Annotated in this window: 17 protein-coding genes, 1 tRNA gene and 2 rRNA genes; 15 read left to right on the top strand and 5 right to left on the bottom strand. The window is 31.6% G+C overall.

Translation table 11 applies throughout. From position 1 onward, the window contains the following. Positions 1 to 41: 41 nt before the first annotated feature. The 5 genes from hcp to DR020_RS02485 all read left to right on the top strand — a co-directional run bounded on the left by hcp (position 42) and on the right by DR020_RS02485 (position 4,505). Entirely contained in the window at positions 42 to 1,685 is a 1,644-nt protein-coding gene (gene hcp, locus DR020_RS02505; RefSeq protein WP_112365183.1) for a hydroxylamine reductase, read from the top strand. Between the two features lie 164 nt (positions 1,686 to 1,849). After that, entirely contained in the window at positions 1,850 to 2,104 is a 255-nt protein-coding gene (locus tag DR020_RS02500; RefSeq protein ID WP_055260174.1) for an SHOCT domain-containing protein, read from the top strand. 188 nt (positions 2,105 to 2,292) lie between these two features. Next, entirely contained in the window at positions 2,293 to 3,159 is an 867-nt protein-coding gene (locus tag DR020_RS02495; RefSeq protein ID WP_160110435.1) for a DUF4434 domain-containing protein, read from the top strand. A gap of 73 nt (positions 3,160 to 3,232) precedes the next feature. Beyond that, a complete protein-coding gene (locus DR020_RS02490) occupies positions 3,233 to 4,012 on the top strand; it encodes a TMEM164 family acyltransferase (protein ID WP_160110434.1) in 780 nt (259 codons plus the stop codon). 97 nt (positions 4,013 to 4,109) lie between these two features. Then, positions 4,110 to 4,505: an RrF2 family transcriptional regulator gene (locus DR020_RS02485; protein WP_055260177.1), complete on the top strand. Its 396-nt coding sequence runs from the start codon at positions 4,110 to 4,112 to the stop codon at positions 4,503 to 4,505. Between the two features lie 43 nt (positions 4,506 to 4,548). Here the strand turns inward: DR020_RS02485 and DR020_RS02480 are convergent, their stop codons facing one another. From DR020_RS02480 to DR020_RS02465, 4 genes are all read right to left on the bottom strand, one after another. Then, positions 4,549 to 5,355 carry a cation diffusion facilitator family transporter gene (locus DR020_RS02480; protein WP_112365180.1) on the bottom strand — a complete coding sequence of 269 codons (807 nt, stop codon included), beginning with the start codon at positions 5,353 to 5,355 and terminating at the stop codon, positions 4,549 to 4,551. A 397-nt stretch (positions 5,356 to 5,752) separates the two neighbouring features. Further along, on the bottom strand, positions 5,753 to 7,657 hold the full coding sequence (locus DR020_RS02475) for a PTS fructose transporter subunit IIABC (RefSeq protein ID WP_112365179.1): 1,905 nt from the start codon (positions 7,655 to 7,657) through the stop codon (positions 5,753 to 5,755). A 17-nt stretch (positions 7,658 to 7,674) separates the two neighbouring features. Next, positions 7,675 to 8,592 carry a 1-phosphofructokinase gene (gene pfkB, locus DR020_RS02470; RefSeq protein WP_112365178.1) on the bottom strand — a complete coding sequence of 306 codons (918 nt, stop codon included), beginning with the start codon at positions 8,590 to 8,592 and terminating at the stop codon, positions 7,675 to 7,677. Further along, positions 8,592 to 9,338, bottom strand: a complete 747-nt coding sequence (locus tag DR020_RS02465; RefSeq protein WP_055260181.1) for a DeoR/GlpR family DNA-binding transcription regulator — start codon at positions 9,336 to 9,338, stop codon at positions 8,592 to 8,594. The genes pfkB and DR020_RS02465 overlap by 1 nt, the downstream gene beginning before the upstream one ends. A gap of 317 nt (positions 9,339 to 9,655) precedes the next feature. Between DR020_RS02465 and DR020_RS02460 the strand changes: the two genes are divergently transcribed. Beyond that, positions 9,656 to 9,988, top strand: coding sequence for a hypothetical protein (locus DR020_RS02460; protein ID WP_055260182.1), 333 nt, complete (start codon positions 9,656 to 9,658; stop codon positions 9,986 to 9,988). Positions 9,989 to 10,106: 118 nt separating this feature from the next. On the opposite strand, the gene DR020_RS02455 is transcribed toward DR020_RS02460, so the two are convergent. Then, positions 10,107 to 11,201: an AI-2E family transporter gene (locus DR020_RS02455; protein WP_112365177.1), complete on the bottom strand. Its 1,095-nt coding sequence runs from the start codon at positions 11,199 to 11,201 to the stop codon at positions 10,107 to 10,109. Between the two features lie 305 nt (positions 11,202 to 11,506). Between DR020_RS02455 and DR020_RS02450 the strand changes: the two genes are divergently transcribed. From DR020_RS02450 to ftsH, 9 genes are all read left to right on the top strand, one after another. Next, on the top strand, positions 11,507 to 12,133 hold the full coding sequence (locus tag DR020_RS02450; RefSeq protein ID WP_112365176.1) for an isochorismatase family cysteine hydrolase: 627 nt from the start codon (positions 11,507 to 11,509) through the stop codon (positions 12,131 to 12,133). A gap of 284 nt (positions 12,134 to 12,417) precedes the next feature. Continuing rightward, positions 12,418 to 13,927, top strand: a 16S ribosomal RNA gene (locus DR020_RS02445). 198 nt (positions 13,928 to 14,125) lie between these two features. Beyond that, positions 14,126 to 17,029 (top strand): 23S ribosomal RNA (locus tag DR020_RS02440). The 16S and 23S rRNA genes sit together here with 1 tRNA gene alongside, the layout of an rRNA operon. Before the next feature lie 63 nt (positions 17,030 to 17,092). After that, positions 17,093 to 17,167: transfer RNA gene (locus DR020_RS02435), tRNA-Glu, on the top strand. Positions 17,168 to 17,452: 285 nt separating this feature from the next. Further along, the gene (locus tag DR020_RS02430; RefSeq protein WP_112365175.1) at positions 17,453 to 17,950 is read left to right on the top strand and encodes an NAD(+) diphosphatase; all 498 of its coding nucleotides are present in this window, start codon (positions 17,453 to 17,455) and stop codon (positions 17,948 to 17,950) included. Between the two features lie 54 nt (positions 17,951 to 18,004). Then, positions 18,005 to 19,300: a diaminopimelate decarboxylase gene (gene lysA / locus DR020_RS02425; RefSeq protein WP_112365174.1), complete on the top strand. Its 1,296-nt coding sequence runs from the start codon at positions 18,005 to 18,007 to the stop codon at positions 19,298 to 19,300. Between the two features lie 116 nt (positions 19,301 to 19,416). After that, positions 19,417 to 19,641, top strand: a complete 225-nt coding sequence (locus tag DR020_RS02420) for a DUF3006 domain-containing protein (RefSeq protein ID WP_055258124.1) — start codon at positions 19,417 to 19,419, stop codon at positions 19,639 to 19,641. Continuing rightward, positions 19,634 to 20,170 carry a signal peptidase I gene (gene lepB / locus DR020_RS02415; protein ID WP_055258126.1) on the top strand — a complete coding sequence of 179 codons (537 nt, stop codon included), beginning with the start codon at positions 19,634 to 19,636 and terminating at the stop codon, positions 20,168 to 20,170. Before DR020_RS02420 ends, lepB begins: the two co-directional genes overlap by 8 nt. A 38-nt stretch (positions 20,171 to 20,208) precedes the next feature. Next, positions 20,209 to 22,329, top strand: coding sequence for an ATP-dependent zinc metalloprotease FtsH (ftsH, locus tag DR020_RS02410; protein WP_112365173.1), 2,121 nt, complete (start codon positions 20,209 to 20,211; stop codon positions 22,327 to 22,329). The last annotated feature ends 3 nt before the right edge of the window (positions 22,330 to 22,332 follow it).

Below are 22,332 nucleotides of genomic sequence, written 5' to 3'. Positions count from 1 at the left end.
TATTAATTAAAATATGTTAAAAAAGGGATGGAGGAATTGTTTTGGAAAATGCAATGTTTTGTTACCAATGTGAACAAACAGTAGGTGGAAAAGGATGTACAAGAGTAGGTGTTTGTGGTAAGGTACCAGAAATAGCTAATATGCAAGATTTATTAATATATCAATTAAAGGGTATAGCTTGTTATGCAAAGAATATGCTAGACAATGGAAAAGAAGTTCCAGAGTGTATTCCAAAGTTTATTGAAGATTGTCTTTTTACAACATTGACCAATGTAAATTTTGATAGTGATGTTCATATAAATCTTCTTAAAAAATCTCAAGAAATAAAAGAGGATTTAAGAAAACAAGTAACAGATAAAATTGATAGAGAACAAGCTACATATAATTTAAGTTCCACTAAATCAGAAATATTAAAAGATGCAGAAAAAGCGGGAATAATGTATGATGATACGATAGATCAAGATATTCGTTCTCTAAGAAGTACAATATTATATGGATTAAAGGGAATTAGTGCATATGGACATCAAGCAAGATATATTCACTATAAAAGTGATTTTGTTGATAAGTTTTATATAACTGCATTAGAGGCTTTAACTGATGATAAATTAACAGTTGAACATTTAATAACTTTAACAATGAAAGCAGGAGAGGCTAGTATTGAAGTTATGAAGGTTTTAGATAAAGCCAATAATGAAAAATTTAATAGTCCTACTCCACATAAAGTTAATGTAAATATTAAAAAAGGTCCATTTATAATAATATCAGGTCATGATTTAAGAGATTTAGAACAATTATTAGAACAAACAAAAGATAAAGGAATCAATATTTATACTCATGGAGAAATGTTGCCAGCTCATGGTTACCCAGCACTTAAGAAATATAAACATTTAGTTGGTAACTTTGGAGGGGCTTGGCAAAATCAACAAAAAGAATTTGATGGCATTCCAGGGTGTATCCTTATGACCACAAACTGTATCATGAGACCTAGGGATAGTTATAAAGATAGAATATTTACAACCAATGTAGTTGGTTGGGAAGGTGTAAAACATGTACCATTTAAAGAAGATGGAACAAAAGATTTTACAGAAATAATAAATAAAGCTTTGGAACTTGGTGGATTTAAAGAAGATGAAGAAACAAAAGAAATATTAGTAGGTTTTGGTCACAAAGCAACACTAGCTCATGCTGAGGAAATAGTTAAGTTAGTTAAAGAGGGAAAAATAAAACATTTCTTTGTAATTGGAGGATGTGATGGAGCTAGACCTGGAAGAAATTATTATACAGATTTTGCAAAAATGGTACCAAAAGATTGTATAATACTTACTTTAGCTTGTGGAAAATATAGATTTAATAAATTAGATTTTGGAACAATAGATGGTATTCCAAGATTATTAGACGTTGGTCAATGTAATGATGTTTATTCAGCTGTAAGAATTGCATTGGCTTTGGCAGATGCTTTTGATACAGATGTAAATTCACTTCCATTATCAATTATATTGTCTTGGTATGAACAAAAAGCAGTAGCAGACCTTTTAGCACTGCTTTCATTAGGAATTAAGGGCATGTACTTAGGACCAACACTTCCAGCATTTCTATCTCCTAATGTATTGCAATACTTAATAGATACATTTGATTTACGACCAATAAGTACACCAGATAAAGACTTACAAACTACATTAAATTAATGATAAGGTGCAATAATCAAATTGATTATTGCACTTTACTTTTAAAATAAAGAATTTACTCACAAAATTGTAACAAAACTAAGGTATGATTTTTATAGTAGAAATAATGAATTTTAGACATTTAGGAATATTTAAAGTTTATACAAAGGAGAGGAGGAAGCTAAATGATGATGTACTATGGAAATGGAATAATTGGAAATGGGATGACTATTTTTATAATAGTATTAGTTATTTTAGTTGGTGTGTATTTCATAGTGAAATTGTCCATGAATTCTAATAATAAAAAAGATATGACTAATGAAAGTAATAATACAAATAATGTAAATAGAAATGCTATGAATATTTTAGATGAAAGATATGTAAGAGGTGAGATTTCAGAAGAGGAATATGCTCACAAGAAAGAACAATTACGAAAATAAAAATTCAAATGCTTTTAAATTAATAAAAAAATATATTGTAAAAAAAAGATTAACTAAGAATAAAAAGATACTAACAAACCACAATTATATAATATATACACTTTAAGTAGCAGATACTGGGTAAAATGATTACTTGTATCTGCTTTTAACTTATTTAACAAAAGAAAATCAAAACGGAGGAACTTAACTTGAAAAATATAAATTTTGAATCATCTTTTATTCAAGCGTGGTATGCTAAAGATTTTTCTAAAAAGAGATGGATAGATGAATTTAGTATGTTAAAGGAAAAAAATATAAATGAGATAATTCTTCAAAGTGTATTTGATACCTTGAATAAGGTATGTTTTTATGAAACGAATAATATAGAATTTAAAAAAAATAGTGTAGATATGATAAAAAATTGTTTAGATGCGGCAAAAGAAACTAATTCAAAAGTAAGAATAGGTCTTGGGGAAAGTAAACTGTGGTGGATATTAGGCCCTTTAAGCCGCAGATGGATTTTAAAAGAAGCATACATAAATAATATTCTTTTTAATGAAATTTTTGAGAAATACGGAGATAATAAAGTTATATCTGGATGGTATATCCCATATGAATTATCAGATTATTTTATAGCTACTAAAACACAAAGAAAAAATATAAATAAATTTTTAAAAGAAATAAGCGAAAATATAAAGAGAAAAAGCGATTTAAGTGTAATGATAAGTCCATATTTTAATATACGAGGACCTAGAATTTTAACTATAAGAGCATGGGAAAAAGCATTAAAGGAAGCGTTAAGAGAATGTAAAATAGATATTTTAGCATTGCAAGATAGTATAGGAGCAGGTTTTAATACATTAAAAAATATAGAAAAGTTATTTTTACATACAAAAAAAGCTACAGATGATTTAGATGTAATATTATATGCTGATACTGAAACATTTAAAAAGAAAGGAGGAAAACTTGTTTCGGCGAGTGAAGAAGAATTTTTAGAGCGAGCTAATATAATTAAAAATTATGTTAAAGGACATATAGCTTTTAGTATAAATCATTATCAGAATGATAAAAATTAAATTATAGAATATATATGACAATTTATAGGGAATAATAATATTAAGAACAATGGTTATACGAATAGGAGGAATTATGAAATCAATGAAATTATTCTTTATAAATCAAGGAACAAGTTATACATTTAATTCACTTGGAAAAGTAATAATTATATTAGCAACGTTACTTATATGTTACATAACAATTAGAAATAGTGGAACCTTAAGAAAAAATTTGGAACTTAATAAAAAAATAAATATTTTATTTATAAGTTTATTGATAGTGCAACAAGTATTTTTAACTATACAAAATATTTTTTTACCAACAAATAATGTTTTAAATTTGTTTCCATTATGTATATCAAGGATATCAATTGTGCTTTTAGTAGTAGCCATATTAAAAAATAACTCAGTTATGAAAAATATGTCATGTTGTTTAGGGCTTTTTATAGGTATATATTCTCTAATGGTTACCAATATATTTGAAAAAAATTATATATATGAGAGTTTAAATTATTTTGGATATATGATTTTAGTGTGTGCAATAACATATATTATTTCTATAGAAGGATTTAAGTTAGAAAAAAAAATATTAAAAAATATTTTGATTTTTACTAATATTTATTCTGTATTTTTAATATCTTTAGGAACTATTTTAGATAATAATTATAACTTTATAAATGGTAATATATCTGCTATTTATAATACATTATCTAAAAGTAATTATATTGTTTTATCATTAATTTTTATAAATTTATCAATAGGACTTAGTTACTTTTTAATAAAATTTATATTGTGGGAAATAGATGCTAATTTTAAGCTTGAGTATAAGACAATTATAGAAAAAGATAAGTTGAATAAGGCAGAATTAGAATAGAATTTATTATATATAAAAATTTTAATCCAAACTTTAATTATTTTTGTTTATATATTTGATATAATTAGATAGATAATATAAAAAGGTTGTGATTAATATGTATTTATCTAAGTTTTCTGATTATTCATTTAGAATACTAATACACCTAGCTAAAAATCAAAACAAACTATGCACTGTAGAGGAGTTAGCAAATAGCTTTCAAATATCAGAACATCATGTAAAAAAAATAGTACATAAATTAGCTAAAACTGATTATATTACATCAATAAAGGGGCGTAATGGAGGATTATCATTAGGTATGGACCCTAAAAATATTAACCTTGGAGAAGTTTTAGAAATAACTGAAGATAATTTAGATATAGTTGAATGTTTTTGTGAAGAAAGCAATACTTGTAATTTAAATAAAAATTGTAAGTTTAAAAGGGTAATATATGATGCTTTAGGCTCTTTTATAGATGAATTTAAAAACTATAGTTTGCAAGATATAATTTAGTTGAAAAATAAAGCAAGACAATTTTTGTCATGCTTTATTTTTTTTAAACAGCCCATTTTCTATCTCCGGTAAATGAAATATTAAGCCATTTATTATATTTTATATGTTTCATTTCTTTAGATAATTTTTCACGAACAAAATCCATATCATCTAAATTATTTAATTTACTATCTTTGTTATATATGAAGTCTATTTCTATTCTAAGAGCACGTCCTATTTTCGAAACTCTTGTTATAGATTCTTGAAATTTATATTCTTTTTCTATTTCTTTGACCATGACTGAAATATCTTCATTTATTTCTTCATTAGCGCTACAACATAGAATTTCTTTAAAACTACTTATAAAAGTTGTAACAGGAACTTTTATAAATATTAATGAACTTATTATAACCATTGCAGGGTCAATGTAATTATTTATAAAACTAAATTTTGTAAAGCTTAGGATAATTGCTATTGTAAAACCAATTAATACTGAAATACTTAAGATTGTGTCCATAAGCCATTGTGAACTTTCTGCATTTATTAAATCAGAAGATAATTTTTTACCTTTTTTATCAAGATATTTATAAATTAAAGAACAACCTACAACAGAAATAAAGGAATAGATAAGTCCAAAATCAAAATCCATTCTATCTCCACCAAAGATTATAGTTCTAATTGCATCTACAAGAGAATAAATGCACATAGCTGCAATAACAAAAGATTTTAATGAGATTACCATTGGTTCTAATATGTTTTTTCCAAATGGAAATTTTTCTTGGTCTTTTTTAGCAATATAGCTACTTATAAATAAAGACATCATTGATAGAATTAAACTAACTAATGAATACATTCCATCAAACAAAACCATTTGAGAATCTATCGCTCATCCCCATGTAATTCCAAGTAGTGCAAAGAATAAAGCACCACATACAGAAAAACTTAATATTTTATTCTCAACTTTCATAATCTTAACACCTCTAAAATTTCAATAATTGTTATTAATTTTATTATAGATAAAAATATATATTAATGTAATGATTAAAATGCTTAAAAAAAATTACTAATAGAGGGGAATATTAAAATGGTATAATTATACAAATAGCATAAAAGTACTTAAAATAACTCTGAATAGTACCTAATATATATAAAAATTAACATGAATATTAAGTTTTTATAATAAAAATTCACAAATAAAACATAGTTTGTTGCAAAAAAAGCACTTACAAAATTATTTGTAAGTGCTCTTTATATTTAAATTTTATATTTTAGGCATTTTGATTTACTGGTTTTTTTACAATTGATAGAAGGATAGCAGCAACTGCTGAACCTATTCCAATTGCAAGTAGGTATAATAAAGGATTTCCGCCAGCTAATGGAACTACGAATATTCCACCAAATGGAGCAGGCATTGTTATACCAAATAACATTGATAATGCACCAGCAACTGCTGAACCAGCTATACAACAAGGAATAACTCTTCCAGGATCTGCTGCGGCAAAAGGAATTGTTCCTTCTGTAATAAATGATAATCCAAGTACATATGCAGTTTTACCAGCAGTTCTCTCACCTTCACTATATTTGTGTTTAGCAAATGTTGAAGATAAAGCAACAGCTAAAGGAGGAACCATACCACCTGCCATTATAGCAGCCATTGGAGCATTATCTCCAGCAGCTAACATTGCAAGACCAAATGTGTAAGCTGTTTTGTTAACAGGACCACCCATGTCAACTGCCATCATACCAGCAACTACTGCACCAAGTAATACTAAATATCCAGTACCCATGCTAGTTAATAAAGCTTCTGCACCGTGCATTATAGCAGCAACAGGAGGATCAACTACAATTATCATTAAGGCACCTGTTATAAGTACACCCAAAACTGGGAAAATTAACATAGGTTTAAGTCCATCTAATGAATGAGGCCATTTAGCAAATGCTTTCTTTAACATTAATACAACATATCCACCTAGGAAACCAGCTATAATACCACCTAGGAAACCAGCATCTGTTGAAGAGGCAATAAATCCACCAACCATGGCAGGTGCGAATCCAGGTCTATCTGCAATACTTGAACCAATGAAACCAGCTAATACAGGTATCATAAGACTAAATGTATATTTAGATCCTACGGTATTTAAAATATAAGCAAAGAAGTTATATTGTGGGCTTGAAGGATCGGCTGAATGAATACCAAAAGCATATGATAATGCGATTAAAATACCTCCACCAATAACAAATGGTAACATGTTTGAGATACCACTCATAAGGTGTTTATATACTCCACCTCTCTTATCAGCTCCAAGCATTCCAGCTATTGAAGTTTCTCCGCCTTTAGCATCTTTAGAGTAAATAGGTGCTGTTGTTAGTGATTCTTCAATAAGTTCTTTAGGTCTTTTCATAGCTTGTACAACTGGAACTATTACAACCTTTTTGCCAAGAAATCTATCCATTTCAACTTTTTTATCAGCTGCAACAATTATACCATCTGCTTTAGCTATATCCTCAGCAGTTAAACCGTTTTTAACTCCAGTAGAACCGTTTGTTTCTATTTTAACTTTATATCCCATTTCTTGAGCTGTTTTAGTTAAAGATTCAGCTGCCATATAGGTATGTGCTATACCGGTTGGACAAGCTGTTACTCCAATTATATATTTTTGATCTGAACTATCAGATTCTGTTGATATTTCATCGTTAGGTTTAGCTTCATCTTCATCTTCTTTTTCAAATTTATCCAAAAGACTGAATACGTCTTCAGGGACTTTAGAAGAAAGTAATCCTTCTTTAAATTCAGGATTCATAAGAAGTACTGATAGCCTAGATAATGTTTCTAAATGTTCATTATTTGCACCTTCTGGAGCTGCTATCATAAAAACTATATTAACAGGTGCACCATCTAATGAATCAAAATCAACACCATCTCTAAATATTCCAAGAGCAAGAGAAGCTTTTTTTACTGCTGATGTTTTACCATGAGGAATTCCAATTCCTTCACCAATACCAGTTGATGATAAGCTTTCTCTTTTAAGTATTTCCTCTTTATATAATTCTTTATCATTTAAGCGACCTGCATCATATAAAACATCTACTAATTGGTCTAAAACTTCCATTTTGCTATTTGCTTTTAAATTTAGCTTAATGGTGTCTTTACCTAATAATTCAGCTATTTTCATATTAATTATCCTCCTAATTAATTTTTATATGGAACTATATTTATAATTGGCAATAATTTTTTTACAAATTCTTCTTCACATAAGTCTAATGAAAAGGCACTAGCACTACCAGAGGCTATTCCATTCTTAAATGCTTTTAGTAAATCAGAGGATTTAGAGTATTCTGCTAGAAAGCCTCCAACTAATGAATCACCAGCGCCAACTGAATTTTTAACCTCTCCTTTAGGAGCATTTCCAAAGAAGACTCCTTGAGAACATATAAGAAGAGCTCCGTCACCTGCAAGAGAAATAATTACATTTTCAGCACCCATTTCATTAAGTTTTTTTCCATAGGTTATAAGTTCATCAGTATTATTAATCTTTACATTAAATATTTCTTCAATTTCGTGGTTATTTGGTTTTATTAAAAAAGGTTTATTTTTTACTGCTTCTAATAAAGCATTTCCAGAAGTATCAACTACAACTTTAACACCATTTTTAGAAACTAAATTTTGAATTTTAGAATATAATGTGCTTGGAAGAGTATTTTGTATATTTCCAGCAAGCACTAATATATCATTAGTTTTCAATTCTGAAAGTTTATTAAATAAACTTTGAAGTTCTGAGTCGGTTATTTTAGGACCAGCACCATTTATTTCAGTTTCTGTGTTAGATTTAACCTTTACATTAATTCTTGTATCTTCAGAAACTTTAATAAAATCAGTATGGATATTTAAATCTTTTAATGATTTCTCAACAAATTCTCCAGTAAATCCACCTATAAAACCAAGGGCTACATTACTAACATGTTGATTACTTAATATTCTAGAAACATTTATACCTTTTCCACCAGGGAATTTTATATCTTCTAAAGTTCTATTGATTTTTCCTAACGTTAAATTATTTACATTAACCACATAGTCAATAGAAGGATTTAAAGTTAAAGTGTATATCATTATTTAACTACCACCTTTATATCTGTAATTTCTTTATACTCATTTATACCATTTTCTTTATTAGTGATTATTATACATTTTTCTAACTCAGAAAATTTTACAAAACTAATTTCATTAAATTTTGAGTTATCAGCTAAAATAAAAGATATTTTTGAATTATCTATAGCACAACTTTTTATACTAGCTTCTTCACAATCTGGCGTTGTGAATCCTGCTTTTAAATCGATTCCATTAGTACCAATAAAACATTTATCAAATCTAAACTTATTTAAGCATTTTATAGCATGGGAACCAACTATGGCTTTAGTGTTTAACTTTACATTTCCTCCAATCATATAACATCTAATATCATTATCAACTAATGCATCTATATGATTTAATCCAGTTGTAACAACTAAAATATCTTTATTACGTAAATATTTAATAATTTCATAAGTTGATGTACCAGCATCTAAAAATATACATTCACCATCTTCGATAAGTGAAGCTGCATATTTTGCTAAAATGTTTTTTTCATGAATGTTTTTGGTTGATTTTTCTTTAAAGCTTAATTCCTTTGACGTGTAATTAATGCTTTTTGCACCACCATGTATTCTTTGGAGTAATCCTTTAGATTCAAGAGTACATAAATCACGTCTAATAGTTGATTCTGACGTATTTGTAGAATCCATAAGTTCAGTTACTTTAATCAATCCTTTTTCTTTTAGTAATGATAATATAATTTCATATCGTTTTTCTGTTAGCATTAAGCTCACCTCTTTGTAACTGTTTACGATATTATTATAAAACAATAAAAAGTAAAAATCAAGCAAAAACTTTCAAAAACATTTAAAAAAATAAAAAAACTTTTAAAAACATTAAAAATTAGTCAAAAAAGTTAAAAACAAATAAATAACATATATATTGATAAATAGCATATAATTTAAGTTATAAAATATTTTGAGAAAACGTATATATAATACATAGATTATATTTTAAATTGATATAGTATTAATTTGCACTATCACTAGGGATAAAAAAGTTAATATTATATAAATGTAAAATAGGTAGAGAGGTGTTTTATGTGGAAGCTTTTTATGGTAGAAATACTATATCGTATAATTATAGTAAAGAAAATAATATATTAAATAAAAATGAAATAGTGTTAAAGAATAAATTATTATTATCTCCAGTATCTGGGGTAGTAAAAAAGATAGATAGCTATAATGCTGAAATTATAATTAAAACATATGATGGATATATGCTTTTTCTATATTTAAACAATAAAGAGATTATTAAAGGTAATATAGAATGTTTTGTTACTGAAGGTTCTTTATTATTTAAAGGAGATGTAATATTTAAAATTGATTGTGGTTATGAAAAAGCAGATATAGTAATTTTGAAAATAAAAAATTAATGGACAAGTAAAATTATTTATGTAATAAAGAAATATGGAGAGTGCATTTGATAAATATTTATAAATTAAAAGATTAAAAAAATGAAGCAAGAGGGAACTTACTTCATTTTTTTATTAATTAAACTTCGTCTTCATATTTGTATTTGAATTTATTGAGAAATCTTATAGTATAAATTTTTATAACAGCCATGATAGGGCTTCCAAGAAGCATTCCTATAGGCCCATATAAGCTACCTCCAACTATAACACCTAATATAACAAGAAACGGTCTAAGACCAAGTCTATTTCCTATAAGTTTAGGCTCTAAAAACCAGCCATCAAATTGTTGAAGTGCTAAAATATATAAAAATATTATAATAGCTTGAATAGGGTCAAAGAAAAGATTTATTAAAGCACCACTTACCATTCCTATAAATGGACCAAAATAAGGAATCATATTTGCTACTCCAACTATAGCTGTTATTAAAAGTACATAATGAGAGCCTAATAAGCTAAGACCTACAAAAGCCATACCAGCTATTATAGCTGAATCTATAGCTTTTATTCCAATATAGCTACCAATCATATAATGAACAGTTTTTACAAAATATATTGCTTCACGTCCAAACCTTTTTCCTAAAATAATAAAAGTTAATTTTTTAGAAAAAGTTAAAAATCTATCTTTATCAATTAATACATATATTGATATTAAAAATCCAAAAAGCAGATGAATTAGTGAACTTGTAAATGAAATAGCTCCACTAATTAATATTCCTGAAATTGAGTTTAATTTACTGCTTAATGTAGGTAGATTATTTTTAACAGAAACTAATATATTAGAATAGCCATTATGTTGAGAATTACTGTAACCAAACATATTTCTAAAATAATTTTCTATATTAGGAATGTTATGTATAACTTCTATTGAACTAGTGTATATTTTAGGAATTAAAATCATTAAAATAATAGCTATTACAGATAAAAATAATACATATGTTATAGCTATACTAAGATATCTGTTGATTTTTAGTTTTTTATTAAAAAGATTTACTATAGGATTTAAAATATAAGCAATAATGAAGGCAAACAGAAAAGGAGCTATTATCTTATAAATAGTTTGAAAAATTGATTCATTAGAAAATATATTTTGTATAATAGATATACATACATATGAAGCAATTATTACAAAAAATAACTTTATATAAGTTTTATTACTTGTAAAAATGTTTTTCATTTGTTTTCCTCCCTAAAAAATTGTAATTAAATAATGGTTCTAATAAATCATAATAATTTAAATTAAAATTCCATTGATAAATATTATTTATATAATTGTGCTTATTAATAGTATTTATATATTATATGAATATATACATTAAAATAATATAGGAAAGAATGAGAAAAAGCAATGTTGAAGATAGTTAAAATATTGAATTTATAAAACATAATAATATATAATTTTCATAGTATGTTTTTATAAATGATACTATAAAAGTTTAATTTTACAAAATCACATTATTATGGAAAGTAAAGGAGGATTTTATGAGTGATTTAAATTTTATTAAATTAAATAATGTTGAAGAATTTTGTATAGATAATAAATCAGTGTTATTTATTATTGATATGAATAACGGGTTTGCTAAAAGTGGGCCTTTAAGTAGTAAGAGAGTAGAAAAACTAATACCAAGTATAGTTGAGGATGTAGAAATTTTTAATAGTTTTAATAATCCTATAATAGCATTTACTGATTCGCATAAAAAGGAATGTTTAGAATTTAAATCATATCCAGTACACTGTTTAGAAAATAGTTATGAGAGTGAGATAGTAGATGAAATAAAACAATTTAATGATATTATGATAATAAAAAAATCATCTACTAATGCTTTTTTAGAAGAAGAAACAAAAAAATATATAGATAGTTTTGTTAGAGATGGTTATAAAAATTTTGTATTATGTGGATGTATAACGGAGGTTTGTGTTAAGCAATTTGCACAAACATTAAAAGCCTATTTAAATGTTATAAATAAAGATATAAATGTAATAGTGCCTATAAATTCGGTAGATACTTATGATTCACCAGAGCATAACGCTGATATAATAAACCTATTTTCATTTTATGAGATGAATTCATGTGGAATAAAAATAGTTAAAAATATAATCAAAAAATAATTTTGAAAAATTTGTTGACAAATGTATTAAAAAAATGATAAGATAACACCTGTCGCAAGAAAACATTTAATTTAAAAGTCAAGAGTAAGATTTGAAAATTAAAAAAACTTGTTGACAAGTGTTTGATTAGATGTTAAACTAAAAAAGTCGCTTGAGGGCGATAAAGAAAAAAGAAAAACAATGGTCTTTGAAAATTAAACAGATAATTTAAGTAAACCAGCAATTCTTTTATAAGTAATATGAGTAGATTAAACTCAAATAAAAACTAAGAAATTAGTATATTTTAATTTGAGAGTTTGATCCTGGCTCAGGATGAACGCTGGCGGCGTGCTTAACACATGCAAGTCGAGCGGGAAAAGTTCTTCGGAGCTTTTCTAGCGGCGGACGGGTGAGTAACACGTGGGCAACCTGCCTCATAGAGGGGAATAGCCTTCCGAAAGGAAGATTAATACCGCATAATGTTGTTGAAAGGCATCTTTTAACAATTAAAGGAGCAATTCGCTATGAGATGGGCCTGCGGCGCATTAGCTAGTTGGTGAGGTAACGGCTCACCAAGGCGACGATGCGTAGCCGACCTGAGAGGGTGATCGGCCACATTGGAACTGAGATACGGTCCAGACTCCTACGGGAGGCAGCAGTGGGGAATATTGCACAATGGGGGAAACCCTGATGCAGCAACGCCGCGTGAGTGATGAAGGTCTTCGGATTGTAAAGCTCTGTCTTTAGGGACGATAATGACGGTACCTAAGGAGGAAGCCACGGCTAACTACGTGCCAGCAGCCGCGGTAATACGTAGGTGGCAAGCGTTATCCGGATTTACTGGGCGTAAAGGGAGCGTAGGCGGATATTTAAGTGGGATGTGAAATACCCGAGCTTAACTTGGGAGCTGCATTCCAAACTGGATATCTAGAGTGCAGGAGAGGAGAATGGAATTCCTAGTGTAGCGGTGAAATGCGTAGAGATTAGGAAGAACACCAGTGGCGAAGGCGATTCTCTGGACTGTAACTGACGCTGAGGCTCGAAAGCGTGGGGAGCAAACAGGATTAGATACCCTGGTAGTCCACGCCGTAAACGATGAATACTAGGTGTAGGGGCCCCAAGCCTCTGTGCCGCCGCTAACGCATTAAGTATTCCGCCTGGGGAGTACGGTCGCAAGATTAAAACTCAAAGGAATTGACGGGGACCCGCACAAGCAGCGGAGCATGTGGTTTAATTCGAAGCAACGCGAAGAACCTTACCTAGACTTGACATGTCCTGAATTACCAGTAATGTGGGAAATTCCTTCGGGAACAGGAACACAGGTGGTGCATGGTTGTCGTCAGCTCGTGTCGTGAGATGTTGGGTTAAGTCCCGCAACGAGCGCAACCCTTATTGTTAGTTGGTACCATTAAGTTGACCACTCTAGCGAGACTGCCCGGGTTAACCGGGAGGAAGGTGGGGATGACGTCAAATCATCATGCCCCTTATGTCTAGGGCTACACACGTGCTACAATGGCAAGTACAAAGAGAAGCAATACTGTGAAGTGGAGCAAAACTCAAAAACTTGTCTCAGTTCGGATTGTAGGCTGAAACTCGCCTACATGAAGCTGGAGTTGCTAGTAATCGCGAATCAGAATGTCGCGGTGAATACGTTCCCGGGTCTTGTACACACCGCCCGTCACACCATGAGAGTTGGCAATACCCGAAGTCCGTAAGCTAACCGTAAGGAGGCAGCGGCCGAAGGTAGGGTCAGCGATTGGGGTGAAGTCGTAACAAGGTAGCCGTAGGAGAACCTGCGGCTGGATCACCTCCTTTCTAAGGAAGAACATCTTAAGAAAACTAAGATGATAATAAAGAATGCTTCTTAAATATCTGTTTAATTTTGAAAGATTAAGTTCTTTCAAAATTATGTTCTTTGAAAATTACACATAAGTATTAATAAATAGAGTAAAGCCAATTAAATTTACTATTCTTTGTAAAATTGATTGCAACTATCTAAAAGATAGAAACAAAGGTCAAGCTACAAAGGGCGTATGGTGAATGCCTTGGCATCAGGAGCCGATGAAGGACGTGATAAGCTGCGATAAGCTTTGGGTAGACGCACATAGTCTGAGATCCAAAGATTTCCGAATGAGGAAACTCACATGGGAAACCCCATGTATCGTTAACTGAATAAATAGGTTAACGAGGGTAAACCTAGGGAACTGAAACATCTAAGTACCTAGAGGAAGAGAAAGAAAAATCGATTTTCTAAGTAGCGGCGAGCGAAAGGGAAAGAGCCCAAACCGGAAACTTGTTTCCGGGGTTGTGGATAGAACATAACGAGAAACTATAACTAATTGAAGAGAGCTGGAAAGCTCTACCGTAGAAGGTAATAGTCCTGTAAATGAAAGTTAGAGTAATCAAGTTCTAATCCAGAGTACTACGAGACACGTGAAACCTTGTGGGAAGCAGGGAGGACCACCTCCCAAGGCTAAATACTACCTGATGACCGATAGTGAAGCAGTACCGTGAGGGAAAGGTGAAAAGAACCCCGGGAGGGGAGTGAAATAGAACCTGAAACCATATGTCTACAACCGATCAAAGCACCTTATGTGTGCGATGATGTGCTTTTTGTAGAACGAGCCAACGAGTTACGATATGTAGCAAGGTTAAGTACTTAAGGTACGGAGCCGAAGGGAAACCAAGTCTTAATAGGGCAACTAGTTGCATGTCGTAGACCCGAAACCGGGTGACCTATCCATGGCCAGGTTGAAGCGAGGGTAAAACCTCGTGGAGGACCGAACCACGTTGCTGTTGAAAAAGCATGGGATGAGCTGTGGATAGCGGAGAAATTCCAATCGAACTCGGAGATAGCTGGTTCTCCTCGAAATAGCTTTAGGGCTAGCGTCGAATATGAGTAATGGAGGTAGAGCACTGAATGGGCTAGGGGGCATAGCGCTTACCGAACCTTATCAAACTCCGAATGCCATATACTATAAGTTCGGCAGTCAGACTACGAATGATAAGATCCGTGGTCAAAAGGGAAACAGCCCAGATCGTCAGCTAAGGTCCCAAAGTGTAAGTTAAGTGGAAAAGGATGTGGGATTTCTAAGACAACTAGGATGTTGGCTTAGAAGCAGCCACTCATTAAAAGAGTGCGTAATAGCTCACTAGTCGAGAGATCCTGCGCCGAAGATGTTCGGGGCTAAAACTTACCACCGAAGCTACGGGCTTGAATTTATTCAAGCGGTAGAGGAGCGTCGTAATCGGGCTGAAGTCATACCGTAAGGAGTGGTGGACTGATTACGAGTGAGAATGTTGGCATTAGTAGCGAGATGTAGGTGAGAATCCTACAGGCCGAATACCTAAGGTTTCCTCAGGAAGGCTCGTCCGCTGAGGGTTAGTCGGGACCTAAGCCGAGGCCGAAAGGCGTAGGTGATGGACAACTGGTTGATATTCCAGTACCACTACCATCGTTATTATCGATGGCGTGACGCAGGAGGATAGTGTGTGCTAGCTATTGGATGCTAGTCTAAGCATTTAGTCAGTTACAATAGGCAAATCCGTTGTAATAATGATGAGATGTTATGGGGAAGGTTCTACGGAACCGAAGTACATGATTCCACGCTGCCAAGAAAAGCGTCTAGAGAGAGAAGTAGTGCCCGTACCGCAAACCGACACAGGTAGGTGAGGAGAGAATCCTAAGGCCGGCGGAAGAATTGCAGTTAAGGAACTCGGCAAATTGATCCCGTAAGTTAGCAATAAGGGATGCCTATGAGAGTAGGCCGCAGAGAATAGGCTCAAGCAACTGTTTAGCAAAAACACAGGTCTCTGCTAAAGCGTAAGCTGATGTATAGGGGCTGACGCCTGCCCGGTGCTGGAAGGTTAAGGGGAACACTTAGCGTAAGCGAAGGTGTGAACTTAAGCCCCAGTAAACGGCGGCCGTAACTATAACGGTCCTAAGGTAGCGAAATTCCTTGTCAGGTAAGTTCTGACCCGCACGAATGGCGTAATGACTTGAGCACTGTCTCAACTGCAAATCCGGCGAAGTTGTAGTACCAGTGAAGATGCTGGTTACCCGCGATTGGACGGAAAGACCCCGTAGAGCTTTACTGTAGCTTAGCATTGAATTTCGGTATTGTCTGTACAGGATAGGTGGGAGACTGAGAGACTAGGGCGTCAGCCTTAGTGGAGTCGACGTTGGGATACCACCCTGATAGTACTGAAGTTCTAACTGGCGGCCATGAATCTGGTCACAGGACATTGTTAGGTGGGCAGTTTGACTGGGGCGGTCGCCTCCTAAAAAGTAACGGAGGCGCCCAAAGGTTCCCTCAGAACGGTCGGAAATCGTTCGAAGAGTGCAAAGGCAGAAGGGAGCCTGACTGCGACACCCACAAGTGGAGCAGGGACGAAAGTCGGGCTTAGTGATCCGGTGGTACCTCGTGGGAGGGCCATCGCTCAACGGATAAAAGCTACCTCGGGGATAACAGGCTGATCTCCCCCAAGAGTCCACATCGACGGGGAGGTTTGGCACCTCGATGTCGGCTCGTCGCATCCTGGGGCTGAAGTAGGTCCCAAGGGTTGGGCTGTTCGCCCATTAAAGCGGCACGCGAGCTGGGTTCAGAACGTCGTGAGACAGTTCGGTCCCTATCCGTCGCGGGCGTAGGAAATTTGAGAGGAGCTGTCCTTAGTACGAGAGGACCGGGATGGACTGACCTCTGGTGTACCAGTTGTTCCGCCAGGAGCACAGCTGGGTAGCTAAGTCGGGAAGGGATAAACGCTGAAAGCATCTAAGCGTGAAGCCCACCTCAAGATGAGATTTCCCATAGCATAAGCTAGTAAGACCCCTTGAAGAACACAAGGTTGATAGGTCAGAGGTGCAAGTATGGTAACATATTTAGCTGACTGATACTAATAGGTCGAGGGCTTGACCTAATTAACTTTATGTTAATACTTAGTGTAATTTTGAGAGAATATATAATTAAATATTTTTTATAAGGCCCATTGGTCAAGCGGTTAAGACACCACCCTTTCACGGTGGTAACAGGAGTTCGATTCTCCTATGGGTCACCAATTATATATGCTCCATAAGCAAATGCTTATGGAGCTTTTTGTCAAATATTTATAAATTAGTGCTTTATAAATATAATATTTTGCTTTATTATAATGATAAAACATAATAAAATAAGTTTTTATAAGATAATTATAAGCATTTAAATATATTCTATATTTTAAGATGTACTGAATTTGTTAAAGAATTTAGAATAAGCATATTTGCATATAATTATATAGTGTAGAAATTAGAAATTTAATTTTCTAACTTCTGTAAAAATAAAGTTACAAAAGTGAGGAGAGTTTATGCAATATAAATATTGTCCTTTATGTGGGGAAAAACTGGTGATAAAATACTGTTGGGATGAAGGTGGTGTTCCTTTTTGTGAAACTCATAAGGAGTTATTTTTTAATTTACCAAAACCATGCATTATGATTGGAGTTGTGAAAGAAAATTATATATTATTATTGAAACAAAGTTATATATTTAAAAATTCTAAAGTGTTATTAACTGGATACGTGGGAATTGATGAAACAGCAGAAGAAGCTGCAATCAGAGAAGTTAAAGAGGAATCAGGTTTAAATGTAAATGGTATAAAATATTTAGGAAGTGATTATGTAGAAGGCAAGGAGATTTTAATGTTAACATATATGGCTTTCTATGAAAGTGGTGAGATTGTAAAATCAGATGAAGTTGAAGATATGGGATGGGTGAAATTAGATGAAGCTTTGTCAGTAATGCAAGAAGATATAGTAGGTAAAAAAGTTGTTGAAAAAATTCTAAAATATTTGAAAAATAATTAGATTTTATATATTATTTAAAGTGAAAAATACTGTATTAATTTGGAGGAATATATAATGAAATTATTTGGGGCTATGAATATTAAAGATAATGAATTAATTATAGGAGGGGTTAAAATTTCTGAATTAGTTAATGAATATAATACTCCTCTATATGTTATGAATGAGGAACTTATAAGAAGCAATTGCAAAAGGTATTATAAAGCTTTTTATTGTGAATCTGAGAAAAATAGAGTGACTTATGCAGGAAAAGCTTTTTTAAATATGTATATGTGTAATATTTTAAAAGAAGAAGGTTTTTATTTAGATGTTGTTTCAGGTGGAGAATTATATACGTCATATAAAGCAAATTTCCCTTTGGAACATGTATATTTTCATGGAAATAATAAAACAAGAGATGAAATAGAGCTTGGTGTTAAACTTGGGGTTGGTAGATTTGTTGTTGATAATTTTTGTGAACTTAACGTTTTAAATAGTATCTCAAAATCTTATAATAAAGTGCAAAAAATATATTTAAGAATAACACCTGGAATAGAAGCACATACTCATGAGTACATAAAGACTGGTCAATTAGATTCTAAATTTGGATTTCCATTAATTGAAGAATCAATAATACATGTGGTAAATGAAGTTTTAAAATTGGAGAACATAGAATTAACAGGAATTCATTGTCATATAGGATCTCAAATATTTGACTTACAACCTTTTAAAGATGATGCTAAAATAATGGTTACTTTAGCTAATAATATTTATAAAAAAACAGGTCATCTTATAAAGGAGATAGATTTTGGAGGTGGCTTCGGAATTTATTACACTAAAGAAGATAAGCCAAAGGAAATTGAAGAGTATTGTAGTGCTATCTTAGATACTGCTGAAAAAGTTTGTGAAGAGTTGAATTTCCCAAGACCAGTGTTTTCAATAGAGCCTGGAAGAAGTTTAATTGGAAATGCAGGAACAACTTTATATACAATAGGTGCTATTAAGGAAATAGAAAATATCCGAAAATATGTGTGTGTAGATGGTGGAATGGCAGATAATATAAGACCAGCCCTTTATAATGCTAAATATGAATGTTTAATCGCAAATAGAGTTTCAGGGGATAAGTTTGAAGATGTGACTATTGCGGGGAAATGTTGCGAATCTGGAGATATATTAATAGACAATATAAGATTAAATGAACCAAAAACAGGAGATATATTAGCTGTTTTAAGTACGGGAGCATATGGGTATTCTATGGCAAGCAATTATAACAGAATACCAAGGGCAGCAGTAGTTATGGTATCAAATGGAAAAAGTAAATTAGCTTGTAAAAGAGAATCTTATGATGACATTATAAGAAATGATTGTGTGTAAAAAATTTAAAATAGTAATGTAAACTGATGAAAAAAATACTATAACAAATGATAAAAAAATGTTGTAATGTGGTATACTTATAAGTGATACTTTATTTTAAAGGAGTCTCAGAGTATATGAATTTTTGGGTAATAGATAGGATTGAGGATAATTTAGTTATATGTCAAGATGAAAATTTCAATACTATAAAAATAAATAAAGAATTAATAGTAGGAATTTTAAAAGAAGGATATATAATTAGAAAAGAAAAAGAAAAATATATACTAGATGAGAAAAAAACTATAGAAAGGAACAAAAAAATAAAAGAATTGATGAAAGGTATGTGGCAAAAGGATGAGTGATAATAAGACTAAGGTTACTAAAAAAAAGTCTTTTATAATCGGATGGATAATACCAATTATTGCGGCCATAGGATTAGCATTTCTTATAAATAAATTTGTAGTATTTAAGATAGTGGTACCTACATCATCTATGGCTCCAACTATAGAAGCTGGAGATCAAATACTAGTTAGTAGATTATTTAACGCTAATGATTTAAAAACTGGTGAGATAGTGGTATTTAAATCAAATTACTCAAATGAACTTCTTATAAAACGTGTGATAGGAACGCCTGGAGATAAAGTGGTTGTAGATGAAAATGGAGATGTTTATATAAATGGTAAACTTTTAAATCAGCCTTATGTAAAATATCCAGGAGGAAAATATGGTGAATGGAAGGTTCCTGCTGGCTGTTACTTTATGTTAGGGGATAATAGAGCTAACAGTTATGATTCAAGATATTGGTCAGATCCTTTTATTAAAGCATCTAGCATAGTAGCGGTTGCTGGATTTAGGATATATCCTTTTAATAAAATAGGATTTCTTACCTAGTTAAATAATTATAAGAAAAGGAGTAAAAGATAAGGAATATGTTTAAAGATAAGAAAAAACTTAGATATATACTTATATATGTTGCTATAGTTTTTGGTATAATCTTTATGTTTAATGTGGTTAAACAGGAAATGATGTATCAAAGCATAGATTATACTCAATTTAAACAAATGATTTCAGATAAAGAAATACAATCTGTTGATTTTGTGGGTAATCAAATTCAAATTGAACCTAAGGCAAATACTCAAGAAAGCGGAAAAATTCTTTATACAACAAATCCTGCTGTTGCAGGACTTAAGGATGATGGGCTAGTAAATGAATTACTTTCAGCTAATGTGCAAATAACAGTAAGTCAACCTCAAAATTATCCTATTTTAGAATTTATATTGTCTTGGGTAGCACCACTTTTAATATTTTTCCTACTAGGAAGATTTATGTTTGGAAAGATAGATAAAAAGATGGGTGGAGGCGTTATGTCTTTTGGAAAGAATAATGCTAAGCTTTATGCAGAAGATGAAACAGGAATTACTTTTGATGATGTTGCAGGTCAAGATGAGGCAAAAGAATCTTTAAAAGAAATTGTAGATTTTATGCATAATACTCAAAAGTATACTGCAATTGGAGCTAAACTACCTAAGGGTGCTCTTTTAGTTGGGCCTCCAGGAACTGGTAAGACACTTCTTGCAAAAGCTGTTGCAGGAGAGTGTAAAGTACCATTTTTCTCAATGTCAGGTTCTGATTTTGTTGAAATGTTTGTTGGTATGGGAGCTTCAAGAGTAAGAGATTTGTTTAAACAAGCAGAGGAAAAAGCACCTTGTATAGTATTTATAGATGAAATTGATGCTATAGGTAAAAGTAGAGATGGTGCTATTCAAGGAAATGATGAAAGAGAACAAACTCTAAATCAACTTTTAACTGAAATGGATGGATTTGATTCTTCAAAAGGAGTTGTAATACTTGCAGCTACAAATAGACCTGAAGTCTTAGATAAAGCGCTTTTAAGACCTGGTAGATTTGATAGAAGGGTTATAGTTGATAGTCCAGACCTTATTGGTAGAGAAGCTATTTTAAAGGTACATGCAAAAGATGTAAAACTTGCAGATGATGTATCTTTAAAGGCTATAGCTAAATCTACTCCAGGTGCTGTTGGAGCTGACCTTGCTAATATGGTAAATGAAGCAGCTTTAAGGGCAGTCAAGCATGGTAGACGTGAAGTTATACAAGAAGATTTAGAAGAAGCTGTAGAGGTTATTATAGCTGGTAAGGAAAAGAAAGATAGGATAATGTCTCCTAGAGAAAAGAGTATAGTTGCATATCATGAAGTAGGTCATGCTCTTGTGGCAGCTCTTTTAAATAATACTGATCCAGTTCATAAAATAACTATAATACCAAGAACAATGGGAGCATTAGGTTATACTATGCAACTTCCAGAAGAAGAAAAATATTTAGTATCTAAGGATGAAATGATAGATCAAATAGCTGTTATGCTTGGAGGTAGAGCTGCTGAAGAGGTTAAATTTGGTAGCATAACTACAGGTGCATCTAACGATATAGAAAGAGCAACTCAATCTGCTAGAAATATGGTTACACTTTATGGTATGAGTGATAGGTTTGATATGATGGCTTTAGAGTCTATAAATAACAGATATTTAGATGCGAGAGCTTCTAGAAATTGTTCAGAACAAACATCTACTATAGTTGATGAAGAAATTTTAGCTATAATTAGAACAGCTCATAAAGAAGCAAGAACTATATTAAGTGAAAACAAAGATCTTTTAGATGAAATTTCAAATGTTTTATTAGAAAAAGAAACTATAATGGGCGATGAGTTCATGGAAATAGTTTATGGAAAATATCCAGAAAAAAGAGAAGCTTATGAAAAAGCTAAGTATGAAAAAGAAATGTTGAGAGAATTAGCTATGGCTAAGAGAAGAGAAAAGGAAGAAGCTATTCAAAAAGCTAGAGAAGAGGCTTTGAAGGAAGAAGCTTTAGAAGAATCGACATTAAAATTAGAAAAAGAAAATGAAGAACAATTAGATTTTAAAAAGTCAGATATGACTATTCAAAGTTCTAATGATAATGAAAATTTGTCAGATGAAAATTTTGAATTAAAAAATAAAGATGATGAAGACAATTCTTCAAATAATAATTTATTCTAATTC

This window comes from Sarcina ventriculi (genome assembly GCF_900456775.1).
GTDB classification, from domain to species: Bacteria; Bacillota; Clostridia; order Clostridiales; family Clostridiaceae; genus Sarcina; species Sarcina ventriculi.
This window is presented reverse-complemented; position numbering and strand designations above follow the sequence as displayed.

Bases quoted from the DNA above. Each gene is read 5' to 3' on its own strand.
- DR020_RS02500 (WP_055260174.1), top strand. From the start codon at position 1,850: ATGATGATGTACTATGGAAATGGAATAATTGGAAATGGGATGACTATT.
- DR020_RS02490 (WP_160110434.1), top strand. From the start codon at position 3,233: ATGAAATCAATGAAATTATTCTTTATAAATCAAGGAACAAGTTATACA.
- DR020_RS02485 (WP_055260177.1), top strand. From the start codon at position 4,110: ATGTATTTATCTAAGTTTTCTGATTATTCATTTAGAATACTAATACAC.
- DR020_RS02480 (WP_112365180.1), bottom strand. From the start codon at position 5,355: ATGGTTTTGTTTGATGGAATGTATTCATTAGTTAGTTTAATTCTATCA.
- DR020_RS02475 (WP_112365179.1), bottom strand. From the start codon at position 7,657: ATGAAAATAGCTGAATTATTAGGTAAAGACACCATTAAGCTAAATTTA.
- pfkB (WP_112365178.1), bottom strand. From the start codon at position 8,592: ATGATATACACTTTAACTTTAAATCCTTCTATTGACTATGTGGTTAAT.
- DR020_RS02465 (WP_055260181.1), bottom strand. From the start codon at position 9,338: ATGCTAACAGAAAAACGATATGAAATTATATTATCATTACTAAAAGAA.
- DR020_RS02455 (WP_112365177.1), bottom strand. From the start codon at position 11,201: ATGAAAAACATTTTTACAAGTAATAAAACTTATATAAAGTTATTTTTT.
- DR020_RS02450 (WP_112365176.1), top strand. From the start codon at position 11,507: ATGAGTGATTTAAATTTTATTAAATTAAATAATGTTGAAGAATTTTGT.
- DR020_RS02430 (WP_112365175.1), top strand. From the start codon at position 17,453: ATGCAATATAAATATTGTCCTTTATGTGGGGAAAAACTGGTGATAAAA.
- lysA (WP_112365174.1), top strand. From the start codon at position 18,005: ATGAAATTATTTGGGGCTATGAATATTAAAGATAATGAATTAATTATA.
- DR020_RS02420 (WP_055258124.1), top strand. From the start codon at position 19,417: ATGAATTTTTGGGTAATAGATAGGATTGAGGATAATTTAGTTATATGT.
- lepB (WP_055258126.1), top strand. From the start codon at position 19,634: ATGAGTGATAATAAGACTAAGGTTACTAAAAAAAAGTCTTTTATAATC.
- ftsH (WP_112365173.1), top strand. From the start codon at position 20,209: ATGTTTAAAGATAAGAAAAAACTTAGATATATACTTATATATGTTGCT.